Annotated in this window: 15 protein-coding genes and 1 other RNA gene; 4 read left to right on the top strand and 12 right to left on the bottom strand. The window is 66.6% G+C overall.

Annotation, left to right across the window (positions count from 1 at the left end; all coding sequences use genetic code 11):
* Nucleotides 1-213 precede the first annotated feature (213 nt).
* Nucleotides 214-289: non-coding RNA, sX9 sRNA (locus tag FHY18_RS07515), on the top strand.
* A 4-nt stretch (nt 290-293) separates the two neighbouring features.
* Here FHY18_RS07515 and FHY18_RS07510 read toward each other — a convergent pair.
* Together FHY18_RS07510 and FHY18_RS07505 are read right to left on the bottom strand one after the other, a co-directional pair.
* Entirely contained in the window at nt 294-1139 is an 846-nt protein-coding gene (locus tag FHY18_RS07510) for a transporter (protein ID WP_259153188.1), read from the bottom strand.
* 535 nt (nt 1140-1674) lie between these two features.
* On the bottom strand, nt 1675-3645 hold the full coding sequence (locus tag FHY18_RS07505) for an oligopeptide transporter, OPT family (protein ID WP_259153187.1): 1971 nt from the start codon (nt 3643-3645) through the stop codon (nt 1675-1677).
* A 473-nt stretch (nt 3646-4118) separates the two neighbouring features.
* Between FHY18_RS07505 and FHY18_RS07500 the strand changes: the two genes are divergently transcribed.
* Entirely contained in the window at nt 4119-4517 is a 399-nt protein-coding gene (locus FHY18_RS07500; RefSeq protein ID WP_259153186.1) for a DUF3757 domain-containing protein, read from the top strand.
* 40 nt (nt 4518-4557) lie between these two features.
* On the opposite strand, the gene FHY18_RS07495 is transcribed toward FHY18_RS07500, so the two are convergent.
* The 5 genes from FHY18_RS07495 to lexA form a co-directional block, all read right to left on the bottom strand.
* Nucleotides 4558-5376: an HDOD domain-containing protein gene (locus FHY18_RS07495; RefSeq protein WP_259153185.1), complete on the bottom strand. Its 819-nt coding sequence runs from the start codon at nt 5374-5376 to the stop codon at nt 4558-4560.
* A 516-nt stretch (nt 5377-5892) separates the two neighbouring features.
* Entirely contained in the window at nt 5893-9144 is a 3252-nt protein-coding gene (locus tag FHY18_RS07490) for an error-prone DNA polymerase (RefSeq protein ID WP_259153184.1), read from the bottom strand.
* Nucleotides 9145-9310: 166 nt separating this feature from the next.
* Nucleotides 9311-10729, bottom strand: coding sequence for a DNA polymerase Y family protein (locus FHY18_RS07485; protein WP_259153183.1), 1419 nt, complete (start codon nt 10727-10729; stop codon nt 9311-9313).
* Between the two features lie 9 nt (nt 10730-10738).
* The gene (gene imuA / locus FHY18_RS07480; RefSeq protein ID WP_259153182.1) at nt 10739-11389 is read right to left on the bottom strand and encodes a translesion DNA synthesis-associated protein ImuA; all 651 of its coding nucleotides are present in this window, start codon (nt 11387-11389) and stop codon (nt 10739-10741) included.
* A gap of 1 nt (nt 11390) precedes the next feature.
* Nucleotides 11391-11996, bottom strand: coding sequence for a transcriptional repressor LexA (lexA, locus tag FHY18_RS07475; RefSeq protein ID WP_259153181.1), 606 nt, complete (start codon nt 11994-11996; stop codon nt 11391-11393).
* Nucleotides 11997-12144: 148 nt separating this feature from the next.
* On the opposite strand from lexA, the gene FHY18_RS07470 reads away from it, so the two are divergent.
* Together FHY18_RS07470 and FHY18_RS07465 are read left to right on the top strand one after the other, a co-directional pair.
* Complete coding sequence (locus tag FHY18_RS07470; RefSeq protein WP_210762070.1) at nt 12145-12366, top strand: AbrB/MazE/SpoVT family DNA-binding domain-containing protein; 222 nt, start codon at nt 12145-12147, stop codon at nt 12364-12366.
* Between the two features lie 9 nt (nt 12367-12375).
* Nucleotides 12376-12801: a type II toxin-antitoxin system death-on-curing family toxin gene (locus tag FHY18_RS07465; protein WP_259153180.1), complete on the top strand. Its 426-nt coding sequence runs from the start codon at nt 12376-12378 to the stop codon at nt 12799-12801.
* A 107-nt stretch (nt 12802-12908) separates the two neighbouring features.
* Here the strand turns inward: FHY18_RS07465 and FHY18_RS07460 are convergent, their stop codons facing one another.
* The 5 genes from FHY18_RS07460 to FHY18_RS07440 all read right to left on the bottom strand — a co-directional run bounded on the left by FHY18_RS07460 (nt 12909) and on the right by FHY18_RS07440 (nt 20784).
* Nucleotides 12909-14213, bottom strand: coding sequence for a jacalin-like lectin (locus FHY18_RS07460; protein WP_259153179.1), 1305 nt, complete (start codon nt 14211-14213; stop codon nt 12909-12911).
* A 109-nt stretch (nt 14214-14322) separates the two neighbouring features.
* The gene (locus FHY18_RS07455) at nt 14323-15651 is read right to left on the bottom strand and encodes a histidine-type phosphatase (protein ID WP_259153958.1); all 1329 of its coding nucleotides are present in this window, start codon (nt 15649-15651) and stop codon (nt 14323-14325) included.
* A gap of 275 nt (nt 15652-15926) precedes the next feature.
* Nucleotides 15927-18833: a TonB-dependent receptor gene (locus FHY18_RS07450; RefSeq protein ID WP_259153178.1), complete on the bottom strand. Its 2907-nt coding sequence runs from the start codon at nt 18831-18833 to the stop codon at nt 15927-15929.
* Nucleotides 18834-19165: 332 nt separating this feature from the next.
* Entirely contained in the window at nt 19166-20263 is a 1098-nt protein-coding gene (locus tag FHY18_RS07445) for a FecR domain-containing protein (protein WP_259153177.1), read from the bottom strand.
* Nucleotides 20260-20784, bottom strand: coding sequence for an RNA polymerase sigma factor (locus FHY18_RS07440; protein WP_259153176.1), 525 nt, complete (start codon nt 20782-20784; stop codon nt 20260-20262). The genes FHY18_RS07445 and FHY18_RS07440 overlap by 4 nt, the downstream gene beginning before the upstream one ends.
* Between the last annotated feature and the right edge of the window lie 144 nt (nt 20785-20928).

Genomic DNA, 20928 nt, shown 5'->3' with positions numbered 1-20928 from the left:
CATCGAGAAAGGCTTCCACTGCGGCAGTGCACCGCAGCCTTGCGCGACGAGCGGCAGCGCCTGGCGTGACGCAGACGGACTTGGCCATGCACGACGAGACGGGGTGTGCATGGACGGCAGCCCACCCTGCCCCTGGCCCGTCCTGCGGCGAAGAACCGCCAACAACACGACTGTGCTCACCGCCAGACGGGCGTGGCCAGTGTCGGAACCCTCATGTACCACTCGTACACTCCGGTTCCTCCGCGCTGTCCACACCCACCTGAGAACCGCTCGCTACGTTTTGTTGGCCACTCCTAGAAGCGGTGCGACATGCCCACATACACCTGCGCGTCCGGGGTGCGGTCGTTGAGGCCGAAGTTGGCGCCCACGTCCAGTTGCAACAGCGGGTTGATCAGATACGCAGCGGCGATGTCGGCCGAATACTGCTCGATGGTGTCGGCGGGGTCGCGATTGATCGAGGACCACACTTCCACCGCCATCGACAGCTTCGGCGTCAACGGGCGCGCCAGGTTGATCGCATTGATCACCGCGACGTGCTTGCCGCTGCCATCGCTGTCGGCCAGCCAGTCGACCTCCGGGCCGAAGGTCAACGAGAAGCTGTTGGGCAAGGCGAAGTTGATCGGCAGAGCGACGCCGCCTTCCCATTCGTCGTTGCCCAGGCCGGTGCGCGCGGTCGGCGCCTTGACGAACGGCAGCACCGCAACGGTAGCGGTATCGCTTTCGTAGAAGCGCGCCTTCATGCGCAGATAGATGTCGCCGCCGCCGCTCAGGCTGCTGCGTGCACCGGTGGCGCGATCGGTGGTCTTGACCTGCAGCTGCGGCGCCCAGTTGAGCTGCAGGTCGATGCGGTCGCTGACGCCGTACTTGAGCGTGGGATTGGTGAACACCGAGGTTTCGATGCGTGTGCCGGGCTGGCTGTCGCGGGTGTAGCTGCCGATGTCGGTTTCCAGCTGCCAGGCGCCGGTCGGCACGGTACAGGTGGAATTGGCCTTGGTCGGCCGATCGGTGCACAGCGGCGCATCGGTGGCGTCTTGCGCCTGCGCTTGAGTGGCCATGCCGCACAGCACGCCGGCCACGGCGATGGCCAGCAGAGGGGTGCGCCGTACGCGGGACGAGGAACGGGAAATAACAGTCAGCATTGCAGTAACTCCATGGCAGAGCGCTGGATCGATGACACGACAGACCAGCAGTGAGTGAGGGGGAATGCACGTGGAGAGGTGGATCGACTGCACGACGCCGGGATGGCAGCGTCCGGTCGATCCTATCGAACTGTCGAGCTCGTATGACAAAAAGCGACCGCAACCGCGCGCCGGAAGAGACGCAGTGTGATTGGGCTAACGGTTTTGCCAGGCAGCAGCGGCGGCGCGATGGCCTACGGCGCGGAGATCAGCGGGGTCGATCGAGTCATGCGGCAGCCGTAACGCATCATCCGTGCGGGAGACGGCACGATACGGAGCGGCGGCATAAAGGCGCTATGCATGCGCGCCGGAGTTGGCATAAAGCCGGCGCAAAGGCTGGCTGCAGACCAGCAAGCGCCATCGTGGACGGCCGAGGGGGGCTGCCGCGGCGATGCGTGGCTAGGTTGCAGAGGGCAGCGGCAGGCGCTGCGGGCAGGTCGCCTTGCGCGCCCGCCAGGACGGCGCATGCATCGCATGCGCCGTGTCTGTAACAGGCTCAGGCCGCCTGTTCGCCACGCTTGCCGACGCGATACAGCAGCCAGCCGACCACGGCGAGGATAGCCAGGCCAACCCACTGATTGAGCTGCAGGGCAGCCGGCAGCGCCAGCACGTCGGCGCGGCTGGACAGCACGATCGGCACGGCGATCGCGATTCCCATCAAGGCCTCGCCGGTGATCAGGCCGGCCGCAAACAGCACGCCCGGACGATGCACCCGATCGCGGCCGTCTTCGTCGTCGGCGCGGATGTTGTGGAAGCGCTCGACCAGATGCGCGATCAGGCCGCCGATGAAGATCGGCACCATCAGCTCCAGCGGCAGGTAGATACCGATCGCCGCGGCCAGCACCGGCACGCGGAAGCGCTTGCCGGTGGCCTTCAACCATTCGTCCAGCGCGATGATCGCCGCACCCACCACCGCTCCGATGGCGATCATGGTCCACGGCAACTGGCCGCCGAACAGGCCCTTGGCCACCGAGGCCATCAAGGTGGCCTGCGGCGCGCCCAGCGAGTTGGGGTGCTGCGGGGTGGCGGGGCCGATGCCGTAGGCCTGGGCCAGCAGGTTCAACACCGGCGCCATGATCAGCGCGCACGAGAACGCGCCGATGCCCAGCATCAGCTGCTGCTTCCACGGCGTGGCGCCGACCAGATAACCGGCCTTGAGATCCTGCAGGTTGTCGCCGCCCACCGCCGCCGCGCAGCACACCACCGCGCCGATCATGATCGCCGCCACCGCGCCCAGCGGTGCGGCGCCGATGCCGACCGGCACCAGACCGTCCTTGCCCAGCAACAGCACCAGCACCGCCGAGGCGAACAGGATGGTGGAGATGGTGATGCCCGACACCGGGTTGTTGGACGAGCCGATCAGCCCGGCCAGATAGCCCGACACCGACACGAACAGAAAGCCGGCCACGATCATGATGATGGTCATCGGGATCGACACGTGCCACTGCTGCACGATGGCCTGATACAGGCCCAGCAGCGGCAAGGTGCACAGCACCAGCGCCACCAGCATCCACTTCATCGGCAGGTCGCGCTCGGTCTCGGCGACCACGCCGCCACCGCTCTTGCGTGCGGCAGCAAAGCCGCTCTTGACGCCGGAAAACAGCGATTTGCGCAGCGAGAACAAGGTCCACACGCCGCCGATCAGCATCGCGCCGACGCCGAGGTAGCGGATCTTCGCACCCCAGATACCGAACGCGGCATCGGCTGCCGGCGCACCGGCCAGGCTCTGTGCCAGCGCCGGGTCCGAGCCCATGAAGAACTGCTGATACAGCGGGATGGCGATGTGCCAGGACAGGATGGAACCGGACAACACCACGATGCCGACGTTCAAGCCGACGATGTAGCCCACGCCCAGCAGCGCCGGCGACAGGTTGGTGCCGATATAGCCCACCAGACGGCTACTGCCCAGGTAGGTGGCCTGCGCCCAGGTGTCCGGGATCACGCGCAGGCCGCTGGCGGCGGCGAGCTTGACCAGCGCGCCGATGGCGCCGGAGGCCGCCAGGATCTTCAGGCCCGGGCCGGGATTTTCGCCGGCCTTGAGCACCTCGGCCGCAGCCTTGCCCTCGGGGAACGGCAGCGGGTCTTCCACGATCATCGAGCGCCGCAGCGGCACCGAGAACAGCACGCCCAGCAACCCGCCCATGCCGGCGATGCCCAGCACCCACCAGTACTTGAAGTCCGGCCAGTAGCCCATGATCACCAGCGCGGGGATGGTGAAGATCACCCCGGCCGCGATCGACGAACCGGCCGAGGCACCGGTCTGGACGATGTTGTTCTCCAGGATGGTGCCGCCGCCGAGCAGGCGCAGCACGCCCATCGACACCACCGCCGCCGGGATGGCGGTGGCGATGGTCAAACCGGCGAACAGGCCGAGGTAAGCGTTGGCGGCCGAAAGCACCACCGCCAGCACGATGGCCAGCACGACGGCGCGGAAGGTGAGCTGGCGCGGTTGCGCGTCGTGGCTCATTGGGCATTCCCCTGTGGGCAAAAAATCCGTACCACGCTAGCGCCTGGGCCGACGCGAGTCCAGCTGCGGCGCGGCGTGACAGTGTGCCCACTGTGGCGGGTGGAACACCATCCATGAGCACAGGCGCAGCGGGCATGCTCCGGACTACGCCATCGATGCGTTGGCCTGGTGCAGCGAGGCCAGGTCGGTACGCCGGTGTCGACATCGATTCGCCTCGAACGCCGGCCGGGAGCGTGGCGATCGGCACCCTCGCTCTACGGCCCCGCCCTAGCGGGAGCGCGCTCCCCACAGTCGGCCGATGCTGTTTGCGCTGGCCGATCTCCATCGACACGCCCCCCGCACCAGCACGCAGCCGCATGCCGAGAGGTCCCGACAATGCACCATCCATTGAGCGCTTCCCTGCTGGCCGGCATGCTGCTGTCGCTGCCAAGCGTCGGCGCATTCGGCAACGAGCCTGCTGCGCACGGCACGCGGTGCCCGCCCCTGCAGCGGTGCGTTACGCGGCCGGCCGCTACCGTGCCCATGCGCGGATCGAAGTGGCTTCCGGACGTGGCGAGTGGTCCAGTACGCCACAAGCCAACGCCGGCATGCCGCGCCATCTGTCCTCGGTGCTGTACTACGGCAAGCGGTCCGATACAGCGACCAGCACGGGTGTGCTGGTCAATTGCAGTTATGCGTTGCCCACCGGCGAGGATGTCGACCTGGCCTACTTCGACCAGCAAACGCCACAAACGCCACGCAACCTGATCGTCGCGCTCCAACATCCCGCTGTTTGGCTGCTCGATCAACCACCGGCACCCGGAGAAGATCAGTTCTACGCCTGTACTCGCAGCCTCAAGGACTGCGCGTTCGAGCCGCTGCGCCTGGAATGACGCAGCGGCGCGCGTGCGCAGCCCCTGACGGGGCCGATCCTCAGTGCAGCAGCTCGGCAAACGCGCGATCGGCTTCGATCACGTCCGGCAGCGCCGCGAACAAGGCATCCAGATCCACGCTATCCATCAACGGCCCGCGCAGCGCGTCCAGTGCGGCCGGCGTGGCACCGGCATGCGCATGCAATGCATCCGACACCTGGGCTGCCTGCGCAACCACCAGCGCCATCGGCGCACCGTCCGGAGCGGCGGCTGGGCGGACCTGGTAGGCGATCGCCTGCTGGATCACCGCAGGCAACTGCCAACGGCGCGCCAGTTCGGCGCCCACCTCCGGGTAGCCGAAACCCAGCTGCAGGGTTTCCTCGGCGGCGTGGCCGGCCGATGAGGTCTCGTGATTGATGCGGCCGGCATACTCCGGCGCGCCGGACTGGATCAGCAACTCGCCGATGTTGTGCATCATGCCGCAGGTGAAGGCGGTTTCCGGATCCAGGCCGTGCTGGCGCGCCAGCAGGCGGCAAATGCCGGCCACCTCGAAACTGTGGCGCCAGAAGGACTTCAGATCGAAGCCGGGGCCGGCGCGAAAGGCGCCGGTCATGGCCGAGGCCAGCACCAGGGTGCGCAGCGTGTTGAAGCCCAGGCGCATTGCGGCGTCTTCCACGCTGGTGGAATCGCGCAAGCCGTGGAAACGCGCCGAATTGGCCAGGCGCAACACCTTGGCAGCGATCACCGGATCGCGCTCGATGGTGTGCGCCAACACATCGATGTTGGTATTGGGATTGTCGAACTGGGCAATCAGTTCCTGCGCCACCTTGGGCACGGTGGGCAAGGTGTGCAACTGGTCAAACAACGCCTCCAACTTCATGATCGCCTCGCAGGTCAATGGTGATGAGTGTGGCTGACAACGGGAGCGCGGGTCGGCCCGGTGCGGACGGCGCGCAAGCCACGAAGTGTACGTCCGATGCCGCCGATCCCGAACACTGCGCCTGCCGCCGCCGCACAGTCGGTTGCCAACGGTTTCGGTCCGGCCAGGCGGGACGCCCTCCCTGGTGTAACACGGGCCGGTTCCGCGGCGATGACCGCCACCGGGCCGAGCTGAAAAGCGGTATCTGCAGCAACCTCGCCAATCCTGCCCGGCGTCACCCTTGCTTGCGACGCGTCGCTGGCAGGCGGCGACATCCGACCGACCGACGCAGGTACTGCGATTGCGCGCTGGCGCCCACCTCGATCGGTCCTGGCATCACCTGGCACCACCTGGCGGTCAGCTCGGATGGGCGAGCGAGTGCACATGCATCGCACCGCCAGCACGCAGCGGCCCTCGGCGCTTGCACCGAGCAGCGCCGGGCGTGGTCACGCGACATGCGGCCTTTGCCGCCCTGCCTCAATGGAAGTCGCGCGAGGGCAGCTGCATCTCGCCGAGCAAATCGCTGAGGTCGTACAAGTCGCCGGCAATCAGATGCTCCACGTCGTCCACGCGCTCCCAGCGGCCACGTACGGCGAGCAGGCGCGATTCGAGCAATGCACGGCGGCGGCGCAGCGCCAGATGCGACCAGACGATGACGTTGATCATGCCGTGTTCGTCTTCCAGGGTGACGAAGATGGTGCCCTTGGCGGTGGCCGGGCGCTGCCGTTGGGTGACCAGCCCGGCCACATGCACGCCGCTGCCGTGGCGACGGCCCTGCAGGTCGCGCAGGCCGAGGATGCGCCGCTGCTGCATCTGCGGGCGCAGCAGCGCCATCGGATGCTGGCGCAGGCTCAAACCGACCGAACGGTAATCGGCCAGGATCTCCTCGCCTGCGCGCGGTGCTTCAAACTCCACCTCGCGTTCCTGCGGGCTGCCTGGCAGCAGCGGCCGGCGCGCTTCCACGCCGGCCATCGCCCAGCGCGCGGCATTGCGGTTGCCGACCAGGCCCTGCAAGGCGCCGGCTTCGGCCAAGGCCAGGCGCGCCTTTTCGTCGAGTGCGGCGCGCAGGCACAGATCGCCGATATCGGCGAAGGCCCGCTGCATGCGTGCCGCGACAATGCGGGTGGCCACCACTTCCGATAACCCGGCGACCTGGCGCATGCCCAGCCGGATCGCCGGTTGTTCGCCAGGGTCTTCGTCGCTATGCCAGGGCCGGCCACCGACCAGCGTGTTGTCCCACTCGCTGTGCAGCACATCCACCGGCAACACCTCCACGCGCGCGCGCTCGGGGCTGCCGCGGCGTGCATCCTGCACGATCTGGCTGGCCGAGTAGAACCCCATCGGCTGCGCATTGAGCAACCCGCAAGCAAAGGCCGCCGGCTCGTGGCGCTTGAGCCAGCAGCTGGCGTAGACAAGCTTGGCGAACGAGGCGGCATGGCTTTGCGGGAAGCCGTAGGAGCCGAAGCCCTTGATCTGTTCGAAGATCTGGTCGATGAAGGTGGAGGCGTAGCCTTTGCCCTGCATGCGCTCACGCACCCGCGCGCGGTGCTGTTCCATGTCGCCGCCGCGCCGCCAGGCCGCCATCGAGCGACGTAGATTGTCCGCTTCGCTCTCGGTGTAATCGGCAGCGTGCATCAGCAGCTCCATCACCTGCTCCTGAAACAGCGGCACACCCAGTGTTGGCTTGAGGATGTCCTCCACCTCCGGCGATGGATAGTTCACTTCTTCGCGGCCCTGCCGGCGGCGCAGATACGGGTGGACCATATCGCCCTGGATCGGGCCGGGGCGCACGATCGCCACTTCGATCACCAGATCGTAGAACACCGCAGGCTTGAGCCGCGGCAGCATCGCCATCTGCGCGCGCGACTCGATCTGGAACACGCCGACCGTGTCGGCGCGCTGGATCATCTTGTAGGTCGGCTTGTCGTCGCATGGCAGCGTGGCGATGGTGTATTTGCGCCCGCGGTGGCCGCGCACCAGCTCCAGCGTCTTGCGGATGCAGGTCAGCATGCCCAGCGCCAGGCAATCGACCTTGAGCAGCTTCATGGTTTCCAGGTCGTCCTTGTCCCACTGGATGATGGTGCGGTCGGCCATGGCCGCGTTTTCCACCGGCACCAACAGCGACAGGGGTTCGTCGGAGATGACGAAGCCGCCGACATGCTGCGACAGATGGCGCGGGTGATCGCGTAGGTGTTCGGTCACCGCAAGAATCTTGTTGATCAGCGGATTGGCCAGATCGAACCCGGCCTCTTCGATGCGCTGCTCCATCGGCGTGTCGCCATTGCCCCAGCCGTAGCAGTTGGCCAGCAGCGCGATCTGGTCCGGCGGCAGGCCGAAGGCCTTGGCCACGTCGCGCACGGCACTCTTGCCGCGATAGCAGATCACCGTCGCCGCCAACGCCGCGCGTTCGCGTCCGTATTTGCTGTAGACATACTGCAGCACCTCCTCGCGGCGTTCGTGCTCGAAATCGACGTCGATGTCCGGGGGCTCGTCGCGTTTTTCGGAGAGAAAACGCGCCATCAGCAAGCGGGTTTCGTCTGGATTGACTGCGGTGATCCCCAGCGCATAACACACCGCCGAATTGGCCGATGAGCCGCGCCCCTGGCAGAGAATCTGTCTGGAGCGCGCAAACCGCACCACGTCCTGCACGGTCAAGAAAAACGCCTCGTACCGCTTGAGCGCAATCAGCGCGAGCTCCTTTTCGATGTCTTCGCGCACCTTGGTCGAGATGCCGTCCGGCCAGCGCTCGCGAATACCGTCCTCGGTGAGCTGGCGTAGGTAGCTGGTGGGCGTATGCCCTTCCGGCACCAATTCTTTGGGATAGCTATAGCTGATCTTGGAAATATCGAAGGTGCAACGCTGCGCCAACTCCACCGTGGCCTGCAACAGCGCATCGGTATAGATATTGCCCAGGGCACGCCGCGTACGCAGGTGGCGCTCGCCGTTGCGGAACAGCTGCGCCCCACACTCTGCCAGCGGGGTGGTGTGGCGGATGGCAGTCAAGGTGTCCTGCACGATGCGCTCGCGCCGCTGCGCCATATGTACATCGCCACTGGCCAATGCGGTCATGCCCAGTTGCTGGGCCAACAGTTGCAAGGCAAGCAGACGCGCTGCGTCGTCCTGTTCGCGATGCAGTTCCACTGCCAGGAAGGCACGCTCGCCGAACACCTGCTGCAGCCAGACGCCCTGCTCTGCCTGCGGCTGCGCACCGGGCAACCACAGCGCGAACACACCGGGGACGACATCGCGAAACTGCGCCTGGACCTCGGCACGCCCGAGTCGATACGCGCCCTTGCCTGCCGCACGCCGCGCGGTGGTGATCAGCGCGCACAACTGCGGATAGCCGTGTGCGTTTTCCACCAGCAGGACGAAGCGGGTGCCATCGACGAGCGTGAATTCGCTGCCGACGATCAGCCGCACGCCGGTGGCACGCGACGCTTCCAGGCCACGCACGATGCCGGCCAGCGAGCACTCGTCGGTAATCGCCAGTGCGCTATAGCCGCAGTGTTGCGCACGCGCGAACAACTGCTCGGCACTGGAGGCGCCACGCAAAAACGAAAAGTCCGACAGGCAATGCAGCTCGGCATAGCCAGGCAGGCCGTCGGCGTGCTGCGCATGGACGATGTCGTCGTTGGCCGCGCGCAGCCGTGCCGCCACATTCCAGCCGCGCGGCATGCGCCCGCCCGGCGTGTCGCGGTCCACGCCATCGACAGCGTCGTCCCAGCTCATGGGCGTATACCTGCAAAAACGCGCCGCCACCGCGCCGTCTTTGCAATGCGCGGCAGATCGCATGGTTGCAGCAGCCCCTTCGCATCATGGTATCGGGCGCTGGCGGCAGCGCTGCGATGACCATCCAGGCACCCCACGCCCCACTCTGGCAGTGGCCTACGCCGGATCACGCAAACCACCCATGCAGCATCCAGCCATCCACACGGCCGGGGGCGGCGAACGCCCAGCCGCGCCGGCCGCGTGCGGTCTCCACCACGTAGTAATCGCGTCGCGCCTCGTCGTCGTCCCACCAGCCGCTTTCCAGTCGTTCGGGACCGGAGACGATGCGCAGGTGCGGATCGTGCAAAGGCACCGGCTGCGGCAGCAACCAGGTGGGCCGCGGCGGGCGTGGCGGCGCCGCAGCTTCGCGCACTGCATCGCCGATGGCGCGACGCCAGGCGCGTTCCGGGCGCGGGTCGTCGGCCGGCAGCACGCGGTACACCGCCTCATCGCCCAGGCGCGCACGCAGCCGCTCGCGCAGTTGCGGCCAGTCCACCGATTGCTGCGCACGCTGGTCGAACAAGTCGCGCATCGCCGGCACGAACGGTGGCAGCTGGCGCGCCAACAGCCGCATCGCCACCACCGGCCGCGGAATCTCCACCCGCTCCAGCCGGTTGCGGGCCAGCTCGAACAACAACGTGGGCGCACGCTCCGGCGTCAGCAGACCGATCTCGACATCGGTGGCGCCTTGTTCGTGCTCCAGACGCAGCAAAAAGCGTTGCACGCCGCCATCGCGGATGGACAGATACGTGCACAGATCGCCGATCAACCGGCGCAGCGGGAACAACAGGGCCGGATGGGTTTCCACCTCGTAGCCCAGCTCCACGCGTTGGTCGAAGTGGTCCGGGGGCGCGTAGCACTCCAGCGTGTCATCGACGCTGCCATAGAGGCGGTCCAGATGATCGAGCAGACCCGCACCGAAACGCCGCTGCAGCCCGTCGCGCGGCAAGCCACGTACTGCGGCGAGCGTGCGCACGCCCATGTGCTGCAGACGCTCGCCGGCATCGCCCGGCAAGGCGGCCCGGCGCACCGGCACCTTGTCCAGGGTGCTGTGCAAGGCCGGCACCTGGGTCAGCACCATGCCATCGCGCAGCCCGGCCAATACGCGCGCCGCGCGTGGGGTGGGCGCCAGTGCAAGCCGGTGCTGGAAACCCAATGCCTGCAACTCATCGCGCAGGCGTCGCTCGAAACGCGGCCATGGACCGAACAGACGAAAACTCGCACCGGCCTCCAGCACGATGGCGCGCGACCATTGCTGGCTCACCAACGAACTATGCCGATACGCCCAGGCCGCAAGAAACCGCTGGGTACGTGCTTCGTTCTGCGCGTCGTAATCGACCGTGCGCACCTGTGCCATCAAGGCATGCGCCGCAGACAGGCGCATGCCCGGTTTCAATCCAGCAGCGGCAGCGGCGGGGTTGGCCGAATGCAGGCTGCGCAACTGCGCCGGCCCCTGCACCAGCACCAGCGGCGCGTCCGGCTCTTCAAGCCGCCGTAGAACGGCGTCCAGTGCCAGCTGCGGCAATAAGATGCAGGCCCACAACATGCGCGCGGCTCAATGCGCCAGCCGCAACGGCTGCGAAGGCACCTGGCCGCCGCGGCACTTGCGCACCTGCCAGGCATCGCGCTCGGGCAGGAATTCCAGCCGCAAGGCCGCCGGCGATGCATTGACCGCATGCCGACGATCGCGCAACGCGAACGCGCAGCAATTGCCGCTGTCGGCCGCCACCTGCAGCCGCCGCAAGGCGCGCGCATCGCCGGTTTGCGGCCACCCCAGCACTGCTGCGCAGGCGCCGCTGCGCAGGCATTGTTCGAATGCCCACAGGGCGTCGCGCGGCTCGGCCTGCACCACTTCCAGATGTTCCAGCACCACCCCGCCCGCCTGCCAGGCCGGTGCGTACGGGATGAAGGGCGGTGCCACCAGCACCACCCGGCTGCTAGCACCGGTCATCCGCGCCAGCGTGGGCAGCAACAAGGCGATTTCGCCGATGCCATGTGCGGGCAACAGCAACTCGGTGAGCGCACGCCGCGGCCAGCCGGCATCGGGCAGCAGCGCATCCAGTGCGGCATGCCCGGTGGATTCGCCCCCATTGGCCGTGGCAGTGCCGTGGCCTGCGCGCCATACCGTGCGCGCAGCCAGCAAGGCGTCCAGCGGCATCGCCAGCGCGGCATTGCCGTGTTGTCGCAGCTGCACGGGCTCGCTCATCTCAACCCTGCCGGATCAGGCCGCAGTACAGCCCTTCGATCGCGAAGTCGGCGTCGGCCGCCACCACGATCGGCGCATGCGCGCGGTTGCGCGGCAGCAGGCGGATGCGTTCGGCACCGCGCTCCAGGCGTTTGATGGTGATTTCGCCATCCACCCGCGCCACCACGATCTGCCCATCGCGCGCGTCGTTGCTGCGATGCACGCCGACAAGGTCGCCATCCAGGATGCCGTCGTCGATCATCGAATCGCCCTGCACTTTCAGCAGGTAATCCGGACGCAACGAAAACAGCGTGCGGTCCAGCCACAGCTGCCGCTCCAGCCCGATATCCGCCCCGATCGGCACACCGGCCGCCACCCGTCCCAGCACCGGCAAGGCCAGCAAGGCATCGCGCCCGGCGCCGCTTGGCACGCGGATGCCGCGCTTCTGGTTGGGCAACAGTTGGATCAACCCCGCCTCGGCCAGCGCCTGCACGTGCTTTTGCGCGGCATTGCGCGAGGCAAAGCCGAATGCCTGCGCGATCTCGGCCAGACTGGGCGACACCCCTGTGCGGGCCTGCTCCTGCAGGAAAGCCAGCACGGCCAGACGCTTGGGAGAGAGAGGTTGCATGAAAGTGCGGCGGCCGACAGGACGAGGTGTACATTTGTACACTTTTCAATCGCAGGAGACGAGACTGACTTGCTGAGCCACTTCAGCACAGCGCTTGCGGGCGGGTGACGACAGAGTTATAACCTACGTACTAACGTGAGGCATTACCATGAAGCTCAAGATCACCTCCATCGGCAATTCCGCTGGCGTCATCCTGCCCAAGGAACTGCTCGCTCGCCTGCGCCTGGGCAAGGGCGACGAGCTCTATGCACTGGAAACGCCCGACGGCATCAAGCTGACCGCGTTCGACCCGACCCTGGCCGCGCAGATGGAGGTGGCCGAGCAGGTGATGCGCAACCGCCGCACGTTGCTGCACAAACTGGCGCAATAAGGCGCGCCCATGATCATCTGGATCGAGCGGCCGCTTGTCCTGGCCATCCACGATCGTCAACTCGCCGAACACGGAGGCGGAAGCGGTGTGCGCGACGACGCCCTGCTCGACTCGGCGCTTGCCAGGCCGAAACACCTGCAGTCCTACGGCGATCCACCACCGGATCTGGCTGCGCTTGCGGCCAGTCTTGCCTACGGACTGGGCCGCAACCATCCGTTTGTCGACGGTAACAAGCGCACTGCGGCGGTTGCCTGCGAAACCTTCATCGTGCTCAATGGTGCAACCTTGGTCGCCGATGATCTGGAACTCTACGGCTTCTACATCGGTCTGGCCGATGGCTCACTCGATGAAGCGGCCTGCGCCGCGTGGTTGCGCTCACGCCTGCAAGTGCGGCATCCAGATCGCGTGCACGAATCAGCGCCCACATACGGGTGATTCGTACGCTAGAAAAAATGTGCGCAATGGCCATCCTTGGCCAACATCGCTGCCCTGCAGCTATCACCGAACCGACGATCAAGCTGCATGAGGTTTAGCGCCAGCGCCTAATCCTTTGCATACACCACGCCCAACTTATCGATCTCCTCACCTGCGCGGCCGGTGAAACCGGCGATATGCCAGCCGCTGGGAGCGGTCAGCGTGTAGGTCTCGCTGGTAGGGCTGCCCACCTGCACGCTGCGGCCGGTATTGGTGCGCAGACTCAACGAGAACAGGCGGGTGCGGTCGTTGTACCTACCAACGCTGAAGGTGGCCGAGGACAGCGTTTCGTTGGCACCCAGCGACAATGTGGTCGCCTGCCCACCGCTGCCGCCATGCGCGAGCAGCTTGCCGCTGTCCAGGATCACGCCGACGCCATCCAGGCGCGCACCGCCGCGCAGGGTCACGCCACTGAGCCGGCGCACGCCGGGGTTGCCGGCCAGATCGTTGAACGGAATGCCGTGCGGACCACCGAACTGGTCGCTGGTGCGCAGTCGATCGCCCACCGCCCATCCGAACTGTGTAGACAGCGGGTAGTGGTCGGACAAGGGCTTGCCGGCGCTGTCGTAGAAGCCGCCGCCATCGAGCTGATAGCGATTGGCCACCAGGGTCAGTTGCGGGGCGTCACGGTACAGGATCTTGTCGACCACCTCGCAGCTATTGGTGGGCGGCGTGCCGCAGAGCAGCGGCGCGGCACCGGCCGCCGGTGCGCTGCCCTTGATCAGTTCCACCCACGTATCGGCCAGCCCATTGGAGGCGATCAGCTCGCGGATGTTGTCGTCACTGCGGGTGTAGCGCGTATTGGAATCCATCATCACCAGCACCGCGTTGCCGGCCGACCAGGTCTGGATGAATTGCGAGAGCTGGCCGATATTTGCGCGACGCGCCGACAGATCGCCCGCTTCGACACCGGCATTGGGGTGCGCGTTGTAGACGTCCAGCAGCACGCCATCGGCCAGGCGCACGCGCATGTAACTGAACCCCTTCGGGGTCAGGCAGTCGGTGCCGTTGCACTGGTTCCACTTGATCCGGGTGAAGTCGCTGAAGGGATAGTTGCTGAGCGTATTGAGCCCGTCACCGAACGCGGCACCGCCGCTGGTGGCGGTACGGTAGGGATGCGCGTCGCCAGCGTACAGCGTGGCGTGGTAGTTGAAGTCTTCCTGCACGTTGACCAGCCCGTAAGGGGCCAGTTTCGGTGCGAGCAGTGCGGTGTTGGTGGCCGGCGTTCCGCTGGACAGGCCTTCGGGCAGGCCGGCGATGTTGTAGGTCAACACGTCGAGTACGCCGACGTCCGTTTGCGCCTGTGCGATGCTGGCGCAGGCAAGACCGAGAGTGAGTGCGAGACTGACGAGAGTACGTCGCTGGTGGAGCATAAATCGCCTCTTGCAGTGATGAGAAACAGCGGCTGGCACGGCGGCCAGGGATACGGCGCTCAAACGCCGATGCAACCACACGCGCCGGCGGCGGCCGGCGCGCGCAGCGTCATTCGCTCAGGTAATGCGGGTCGATCGCCGCGCCGATCAGGCTGGCCAGGGTCGGCAGCGCGCAGTCGTACTCCGGCGTGGCGCTGCTGCAGCCGGGAATGAACACCGGCGAGGACGGCGGCGGCGCCTGCGGTGTCAGCGCGCGGTGTTCGCGCAGTTGCGCCAGCGTCTGCGCGGTGTAGCGCAGGCGGATCACGCGCTGCCCGTCGGCACGCCGCCAGCGTTCGAAGACCAAGGCACCACCAGGCACGGTCTGGTCCGGCTGGTACCCCGGCAGCTGCCAATGCAGATCGAACATGCCGGCCAGCAGGGTCAGCGTGCCGTCGTGACCGGACAGCACCACCAGCCGTGCATCCCCACCAATCGGCGTGGCACGCGCTGCAGTGGCGTTTGCACTGCCGTTGGCCTCGCCGCCTTGCTGCAAGGTTGCCAGCAGCCGCGCCGCCAACGGCGAACTGGCCATCCGCGCCACCGTCGGCGCACGCAGGCGCAGCGCGAACTCGGCCTGGTGAGGTGCGAACGCGCGCAGCAGGCTGGCTTCGTCCAGGCCTTGCCACCCCAGTGCGGCAAAGTCCTGGCCGTCGGCCCAGCCCATCAGCAGGCTCTCGCTGATGCCCGATGCGGCCGCTGCCGGGCCTTCGACCCCGGCAATGCCGTGGTGCGCATCGCCCATGCGTGCAGGTACCGCATCCAGGCGTTGCTTGCCGGCAACGGCCTGCGCCGGGCACGGCCGCTGCGTGCATTGCAACAGCAGTTGCTGCAAGGTGTCGATGGCATCGCGCTGCGCCGCATTCCAGCTCGCAACATCGCCGCCGACGCGGCCGGCGATGGCTGCGCGCATCAATGCGGCGGCAGCGGGTTGGCGCAATGCCGGCGCGCCATCGAACAGTGGATCGGATGCATCGTCGGCAACGTGGTGCACCGTGTTCGTGCACCCGGGCGTAAGCGTGCTTGCCAGCGCCTGTGCCGAGGCGATGGTGCGCTGGGTGCGGTTGGCCCAGTAGTAGACCTTGTCGCAAGCATCGCCATCGAACAGGCCGAGCGTTGCGTAATGGGCGCGATAGTAGCGGCCGAACAAGGCTTCCAGACGTGCGCCGTTCTCGGTGAGATAACCGGCAGGCACGCCGAAACGTGGCCAGGAATGTGCGGAGTACCTGCCCAATGCTTCCGGGCTGGACATCGCCGCGCGCACGCCATGGCGCTTGAGGATGACGACCTTTTCAAGCGTGTCAGGCGTTGCTGCGGCGGCGTGCGCGGTTCCCGGCGGAATCAGCGCAGCAACGACAGCAGCAAAATATCCAAGACACAGACGCGGTAGTGATGACATGCCTTCGATCTCGATCATGGCGCCACCCTGTGTTGCGACAGGGCGCGACCGGCAGTTGGCAACAACGCCACAGCGGGCGCCGTTGCAGGTGCAGATGACGCCCTGCTGGAAGGCGCCCTGTTGTGGCCTTTGGCTGTTGTCGGCAACGCTGGAGCGGCTATCGCAGCGGCTATCTCCCAAAAGACCGCGGTTGCAGCATGTCGCGCTACACGCGTGCCAGATGGAGCGCACCATCCTCGACGGATCCCCGCCTACCGGCTTGCCTTGGACCCCACTCAGAACCGCGCGCGCACTCCAAGCGACCAGGTGCGGCCGTAGTCGGTATAACCGCCGAACAGGTGATCACCGACGAATTGGCGCTGCACTTCGCCGGTAAGGTTGATCGCATTGACGAACACAGACAGCGTGTCGTTGACCTTGTAGGCCACGTTGGCATCCAGGCTGCCGAACTTGTCGCTGTTGAGCGTGGCGACATTGGCGGTGCCCACCGCGTTGAGAATCTCGTCGCTCCAGCTGTAGCTGACGCGCGCCATCAACGGCCCCTTCTCGTAGAACAGAACGGCGTTGTAAGTGTTCTTGGCCACCCCTTCCAGGCTGTCGGTAAAGCTGCTGGTGCCGTCGTGATAGGTCGCCTTGCTGTCGGTCCAGGTGTAGTTGAGCTGCATGCCCAGGCCATCCAGCGGCGATGGCAGGCCGCTGAACACCTGCTGATACGCCACCTCCGCACCCTGCACCATCGCCTTGCTGCCATTGGTCTTGGACGACAGCAGATAGGTCTGGCCTTCGTAGACCAGGTTGGACATCTGGGTCTGGATGAAGCTGGAGATGTCCTTGTAGAACAGACCGCCGGTCAGTGCCGAGGTGCCGTCGATGTACCACTCAAAGGTCAGGTCGTACTGCCACGCTTCGAACGGCTGCAGCGCAGGGTTGCCGCCGCTGGCGGTGAGGCGTTCGCCACTGGAATTGAAGGTGAGCTTGGACGACAGATCGGTGAGGTCCGGGCGCGTGATCACCTTGGCCGCGGAGGTGCGCAGCACCATGTCATCGCGCACGTCCCAGGCGGCGTTGAACGAGGGCAGCACGTTGGTGTAGCTGCGCTCGAAATGCACCGGCTGCGCGCTGCCATTGACGTCGGCATGGCCATCGGTGGCCTGTTCGGTACGCACCACGCGTGCACCGAGATTGCCGCGCAGTTCGCGGCCCGCCAGCTGTGTGCCGAAGTTGGACATCGCATACGCCGAGGCGATCTTTTCCTGCACTTCATAGGAGTTCTGCAGGTCGGCGCTGTTGGGGGTGTTGCTCAGATCGGCGCTGGTCGGCCAATTGCCCCAGAACGCGGATTCGATCGGCGCCAGCCATTGCCGCGGCAGGTTGCCGCTGGCGTCGGCCAGCATGTCGCCCACCGGCAAGGCGGTGAAATAGCTGCCAGGGAAACGGACGCCGGCGATACTGTTGAGCAGCAGGTCGGCGCGATCGTAGGTGCGCGAGCGCTGGCGATACTTGGCGCCCAGCTTGAAATCGCGGAAGAAGCTGCCGTCGAGTGTGCGCCTGGCGTCGAACTGCAGCGCGTCTTCCTTGTCGCGCGCATCGATCTCGCGCCATTCCAGCCGGCGCCCCGCCACGGTGGCCGGGTTGGTCGGATCGAAGCCGTTGCTGAAGCGCCAGTCCGGCACGTTGTCGCCGTCGGCTTGCGGCATGTCCACGCGCATCGACAGGTTGGTGCCGCTGCGCAGGCGGGTGCGCCGGATCGGGTCCGAATCGTAACTGTGCGCCTGCGAGTGGAAGGCCACCGCGCCCAGCGTCCACTGGTCGCCGCTCCAGGTGCTGGACAGGCGCGCACTGCGATTGTCGTCGGTGATGCCAGAGGTCTCGCGCGAGATCTGCACCTGCCCATTGCGATAGTCGAAGCCGGTGATGCCACCGTTTTCCACGCGCAGATTGCTCAGCTTGGCCAGGCTGTCAAAGCCCACGCCCATGCTGTATTCGTCATAATGCACGGTCTGCCTGGCGTAGAGCAGATCCAGATTGGTTTCCCATTGTGCGCTAGGCTTCCATTGCAGCGATGCCGCCACGCCGGTGCGTTCGCGCTCTTCCAGCTCCAGCGTCGGCCGCAGGCCCGTCGGCACGTAACTGGCGCCGGGGACGCCCGGCACACCGTTACGGTAGTAGTCCCAGCTCACCTCGTTGACGCGGTCCTGGCGCAAGCTGCGTTGCGCATATGCGCCAGAGATCAGCATGCCGAAGGTGCCCTCGGCATTGACCCAGTTGAACAGCCCCGACACGCGCGGATCGTTGGCATGCGTGCGTTGTGCCTGGCTCGATTCCAGCGATACGTTGGTCAGGGCCTTGCCCAGCTCCAGCGGGCGGAACGTGCGCACATTGACGATGCCGCCGATGGCGCCTTCGTCCAGGTCGGCGGTGGGACTCTTGATCACGTCCAGCCCGGAAACCAGTTCGGCCGGCAGCGTGTCGTAGCGAAACTGCCGCCCGGTCTGACCGGACGTGCGCACGTTCTCGTTGACCGCCATGGTCTGGCCGTTGAGCGTGGTGACCTGGAAGTTCGGCCCCAGGCCGCGCACGCGCACGTACACGCCTTCGCCGCGGTCGCGCACGATCGAGACACCGGGCACGCGCTGCAGCGCTTCAGCCACGTTCTGTGCCGGCAGCTTGCCGATGTCTTCGGCGGCGATCACATCCACCACGCTGTCGGCGTAGCGCTTCTGGCGCAGCGCGGCGCCGAGGCTGCCGGCGTAACTGCCGAGCACCTGGATGCTGTCCAGTTCCTGCACCGGTGGGTCTGCGCGCGGTGCTGGCACTGTGACGGTCGTTGCGACTGCGGCCGTTGCAGGAACCCCCTGCGGCACGCCGGGCGCTGGTTCGGCGGTTTCGATCGTCACCGTGGTCGCATTGAGATAGCGGTAACGCAGGCCGGTGCCATCGAGCAATTGCTGCAACGCCTGCTCCGGTGCGATGCCTGCAGGGGTGGCACGGGTCTGCGGGTTGCCGGCCACGCCGGCGGCATACACGAACTGCAGCCCGGTCTGACGCGACAGCGCATTGAGCGCGCGTGCCAGCGGTTGTGCGGGAATCGCATCGACCGACACCGCCGCAGGCGTGGTCTGGGCACCGGCAGTACCGGCATGCAATGCGAGAGCGATCGAAAGAACCAACGTACGACGCATCGTGGAATCCAGTAGGGGAGGAAGCAATGCGCAGCGCCACGCTTGGGCGGGAATGCTGCGTTGTACCTGGACTACGAGGGACGACAGCGACGATCGGGCACCGTTTTTTGATGAATTTTCTGTGACACGCGCGCACCGGTAGCGCGCATGCACGCAGGCGTACTGCACTGCCCGCACGATGCGGGTGCATCTGCACGCGTGCGCACGCCGGCCAGTTGCCACAGGGTCATGGCTGATGTCAGGGCGCGGCGCGCACACGATGCCGCCCCGCGGTGCGCACCCATATCGGAGATGTCACCTGGCACATGACGGCGTCGTACACGCCGCGGTCGTCAGTGCGCGGCGACGCCCTGCGCTGGCCGGCTGCTCACGCGCAGCACGCCCGGCGCATCGACCACGCGCAGGTTGGGTTGATCGTCGAGAAACGCGCGCAGCGAGGCGACATCGTCGCCGCGCAGGTTACCGGTGAGCCGCAACGCGCCGGCGGCGGCATCGTCGATAAGCAGGCGGGTGCGATTGAGCCGATTGAAATCCTCGGCCACGGTGGTCAGCGGCGCATCGCGGAACACGATGCGTCGCTGCCACCACGCATGCATCGCGGCGACATCCTCGCTGGACACCTCGACCCGGCCGGACACCGCGTCGATCCGTGCGCTCTGCCCGGCGCCCAGGTTTGCCAGCATCGGCTGCTGCTTGCGGTCTTCGCGCCACACGTGCACGCGACCTTCGGTGACCTCGATGCGTGCCTGCTGCCGATACAACGCGATATCGAAGGTGGTGCCGATATCTTCCACACGCAGGCGGCCTGCATACACCTGCAACCGACGGCGGTCCTGAGCCACTTCAAAGCTGGCCTGACCCTGCAGCAATTGCAGGCGACGGCTCCACGGTGTCATGGTCGCGCGCACGCTGCTGAGCGCATTCAGATGCACCACGCTGCGATCGGCCAGTTGCACGCGGCGCTGCTCGCCATGCGCGGTGGCATAGGTCTGGGTGCGCGGCCAGGCCCAGCCGGTCAAGACCGCCACGCCGCACAACGCCGCGGCCAGGCCCAGGCTCCAGCCGCGTAGACGCGCGCCGCGCTGGCCATCGTGACGGCCCACAGGCGCCGCATGCCGAGGCGGTGGTGGTTGCGGCAATCGCGACGGCAACGGCAACGCGATCACATTGGGCGATGCTGCAGCCGCACGCGTGCGGCGATCGCCATCGAGCAAGGCATCCACATCCAGTTCCATGCCACGCATTACGTCGCCCAGCTCGCCGGCGACGCGCAGCACGGCCATGTACTCGCGCACATGCAGCGGCGATGCGGTCAGCCATTGCATGAAACTGGCTTGCTGCTGCGCGTCCAGCGCCTGCATGCGCTGCAGCGCATGCCAGTGTGCGGCCTCGCCAGCAGCGCTGCGGGCGGCCAGAATGCGTGTACTCACCAGCTCTCCCCGCTGTCGGCAACCGCCTGCCTGCAAGCCGACAACCCACGCACCACATGTTTTTTGACCATGTGCGCAGACACGCCCATGCGCTCGGCGATCTGCTTGTAGCTGAGCCCATCGCGGTACTGCATCACCAGCACCGCGCAGGTGCGTTCCGGCAAGGTGGCCAGCAAGGCCTGCAGACGTTGCTGGCGCTGCTGACGGTGCGCGGCATCTTCCACATCCTCGCCGGCGGCCAGCAACTGCGAAAACTGTTCCATTTCATCGATCTGCAGCGGCGCCTGCTTGCGCCGCACCGCCTGCTCGCGCGCAAGATTCAGCGCCACCGTATACAGATAGGCTTCCGGGTTGGCGATTCCCTCGCCCTGGTCCTGCTGCGCACGCAACAGGCGTAGATAGGTTTCCTGCACCAGGTCCTCGGCGTCCTCCTTGGCGCCGCGGCGCACAAAGAAACCGCGCAGCACAGATCCGTGCTGCGTGAACACCTGGCTCCACGCGCGGGTGGCATTGGCTTTCATCGTGCGCGCTCCCCTTGCGCTGGGCGCGCTAGCCTGGCCAATTCAGGTGACACCACGATGACGCGCCGCGCGCACTGCAGGCCGCTGGGTTGCGCAACCGATCGCCCATCGCGCGATACCACAGTGCAGCCGAGCGAACGCCAC

The organism is Xanthomonas sp. 3793 (assembly GCF_024806835.1).
Lineage (GTDB): Bacteria > Pseudomonadota > Gammaproteobacteria > Xanthomonadales > Xanthomonadaceae > Xanthomonas > Xanthomonas arboricola_F.
The sequence above is the reverse complement of the archived record's forward strand: the minus strand, read 5'-3'. Positions and strand labels throughout refer to the sequence as shown.

Excerpts from the sequence above, each read along its gene's own strand:
- FHY18_RS07510 (WP_259153188.1), bottom strand. The coding sequence starts at position 1,139 with ATGCTGACTGTTATTTCCCGTTCCTCGTCCCGCGTACGGCGCACCCCT.
- lexA (WP_259153181.1), bottom strand. The coding sequence starts at position 11,996 with ATGCAACCTCTCTCTCCCAAGCGTCTGGCCGTGCTGGCTTTCCTGCAG.
- FHY18_RS07470 (WP_210762070.1), top strand. The coding sequence starts at position 12,145 with ATGAAGCTCAAGATCACCTCCATCGGCAATTCCGCTGGCGTCATCCTG.
- FHY18_RS07495 (WP_259153185.1), bottom strand. The coding sequence starts at position 5,376 with ATGAAGTTGGAGGCGTTGTTTGACCAGTTGCACACCTTGCCCACCGTG.
- FHY18_RS07460 (WP_259153179.1), bottom strand. The coding sequence starts at position 14,213 with ATGCTCCACCAGCGACGTACTCTCGTCAGTCTCGCACTCACTCTCGGT.
- FHY18_RS07505 (WP_259153187.1), bottom strand. The coding sequence starts at position 3,645 with ATGAGCCACGACGCGCAACCGCGCCAGCTCACCTTCCGCGCCGTCGTG.
- imuA (WP_259153182.1), bottom strand. The coding sequence starts at position 11,389 with ATGAGCGAGCCCGTGCAGCTGCGACAACACGGCAATGCCGCGCTGGCG.
- FHY18_RS07490 (WP_259153184.1), bottom strand. The coding sequence starts at position 9,144 with ATGAGCTGGGACGACGCTGTCGATGGCGTGGACCGCGACACGCCGGGC.
- FHY18_RS07455 (WP_259153958.1), bottom strand. The coding sequence starts at position 15,651 with ATGTCATCACTACCGCGTCTGTGTCTTGGATATTTTGCTGCTGTCGTT.
- FHY18_RS07485 (WP_259153183.1), bottom strand. The coding sequence starts at position 10,729 with ATGTTGTGGGCCTGCATCTTATTGCCGCAGCTGGCACTGGACGCCGTT.
- FHY18_RS07465 (WP_259153180.1), top strand. The coding sequence starts at position 12,376 with ATGATCATCTGGATCGAGCGGCCGCTTGTCCTGGCCATCCACGATCGT.
- FHY18_RS07440 (WP_259153176.1), bottom strand. The coding sequence starts at position 20,784 with ATGAAAGCCAATGCCACCCGCGCGTGGAGCCAGGTGTTCACGCAGCAC.
- FHY18_RS07450 (WP_259153178.1), bottom strand. The coding sequence starts at position 18,833 with ATGCGTCGTACGTTGGTTCTTTCGATCGCTCTCGCATTGCATGCCGGT.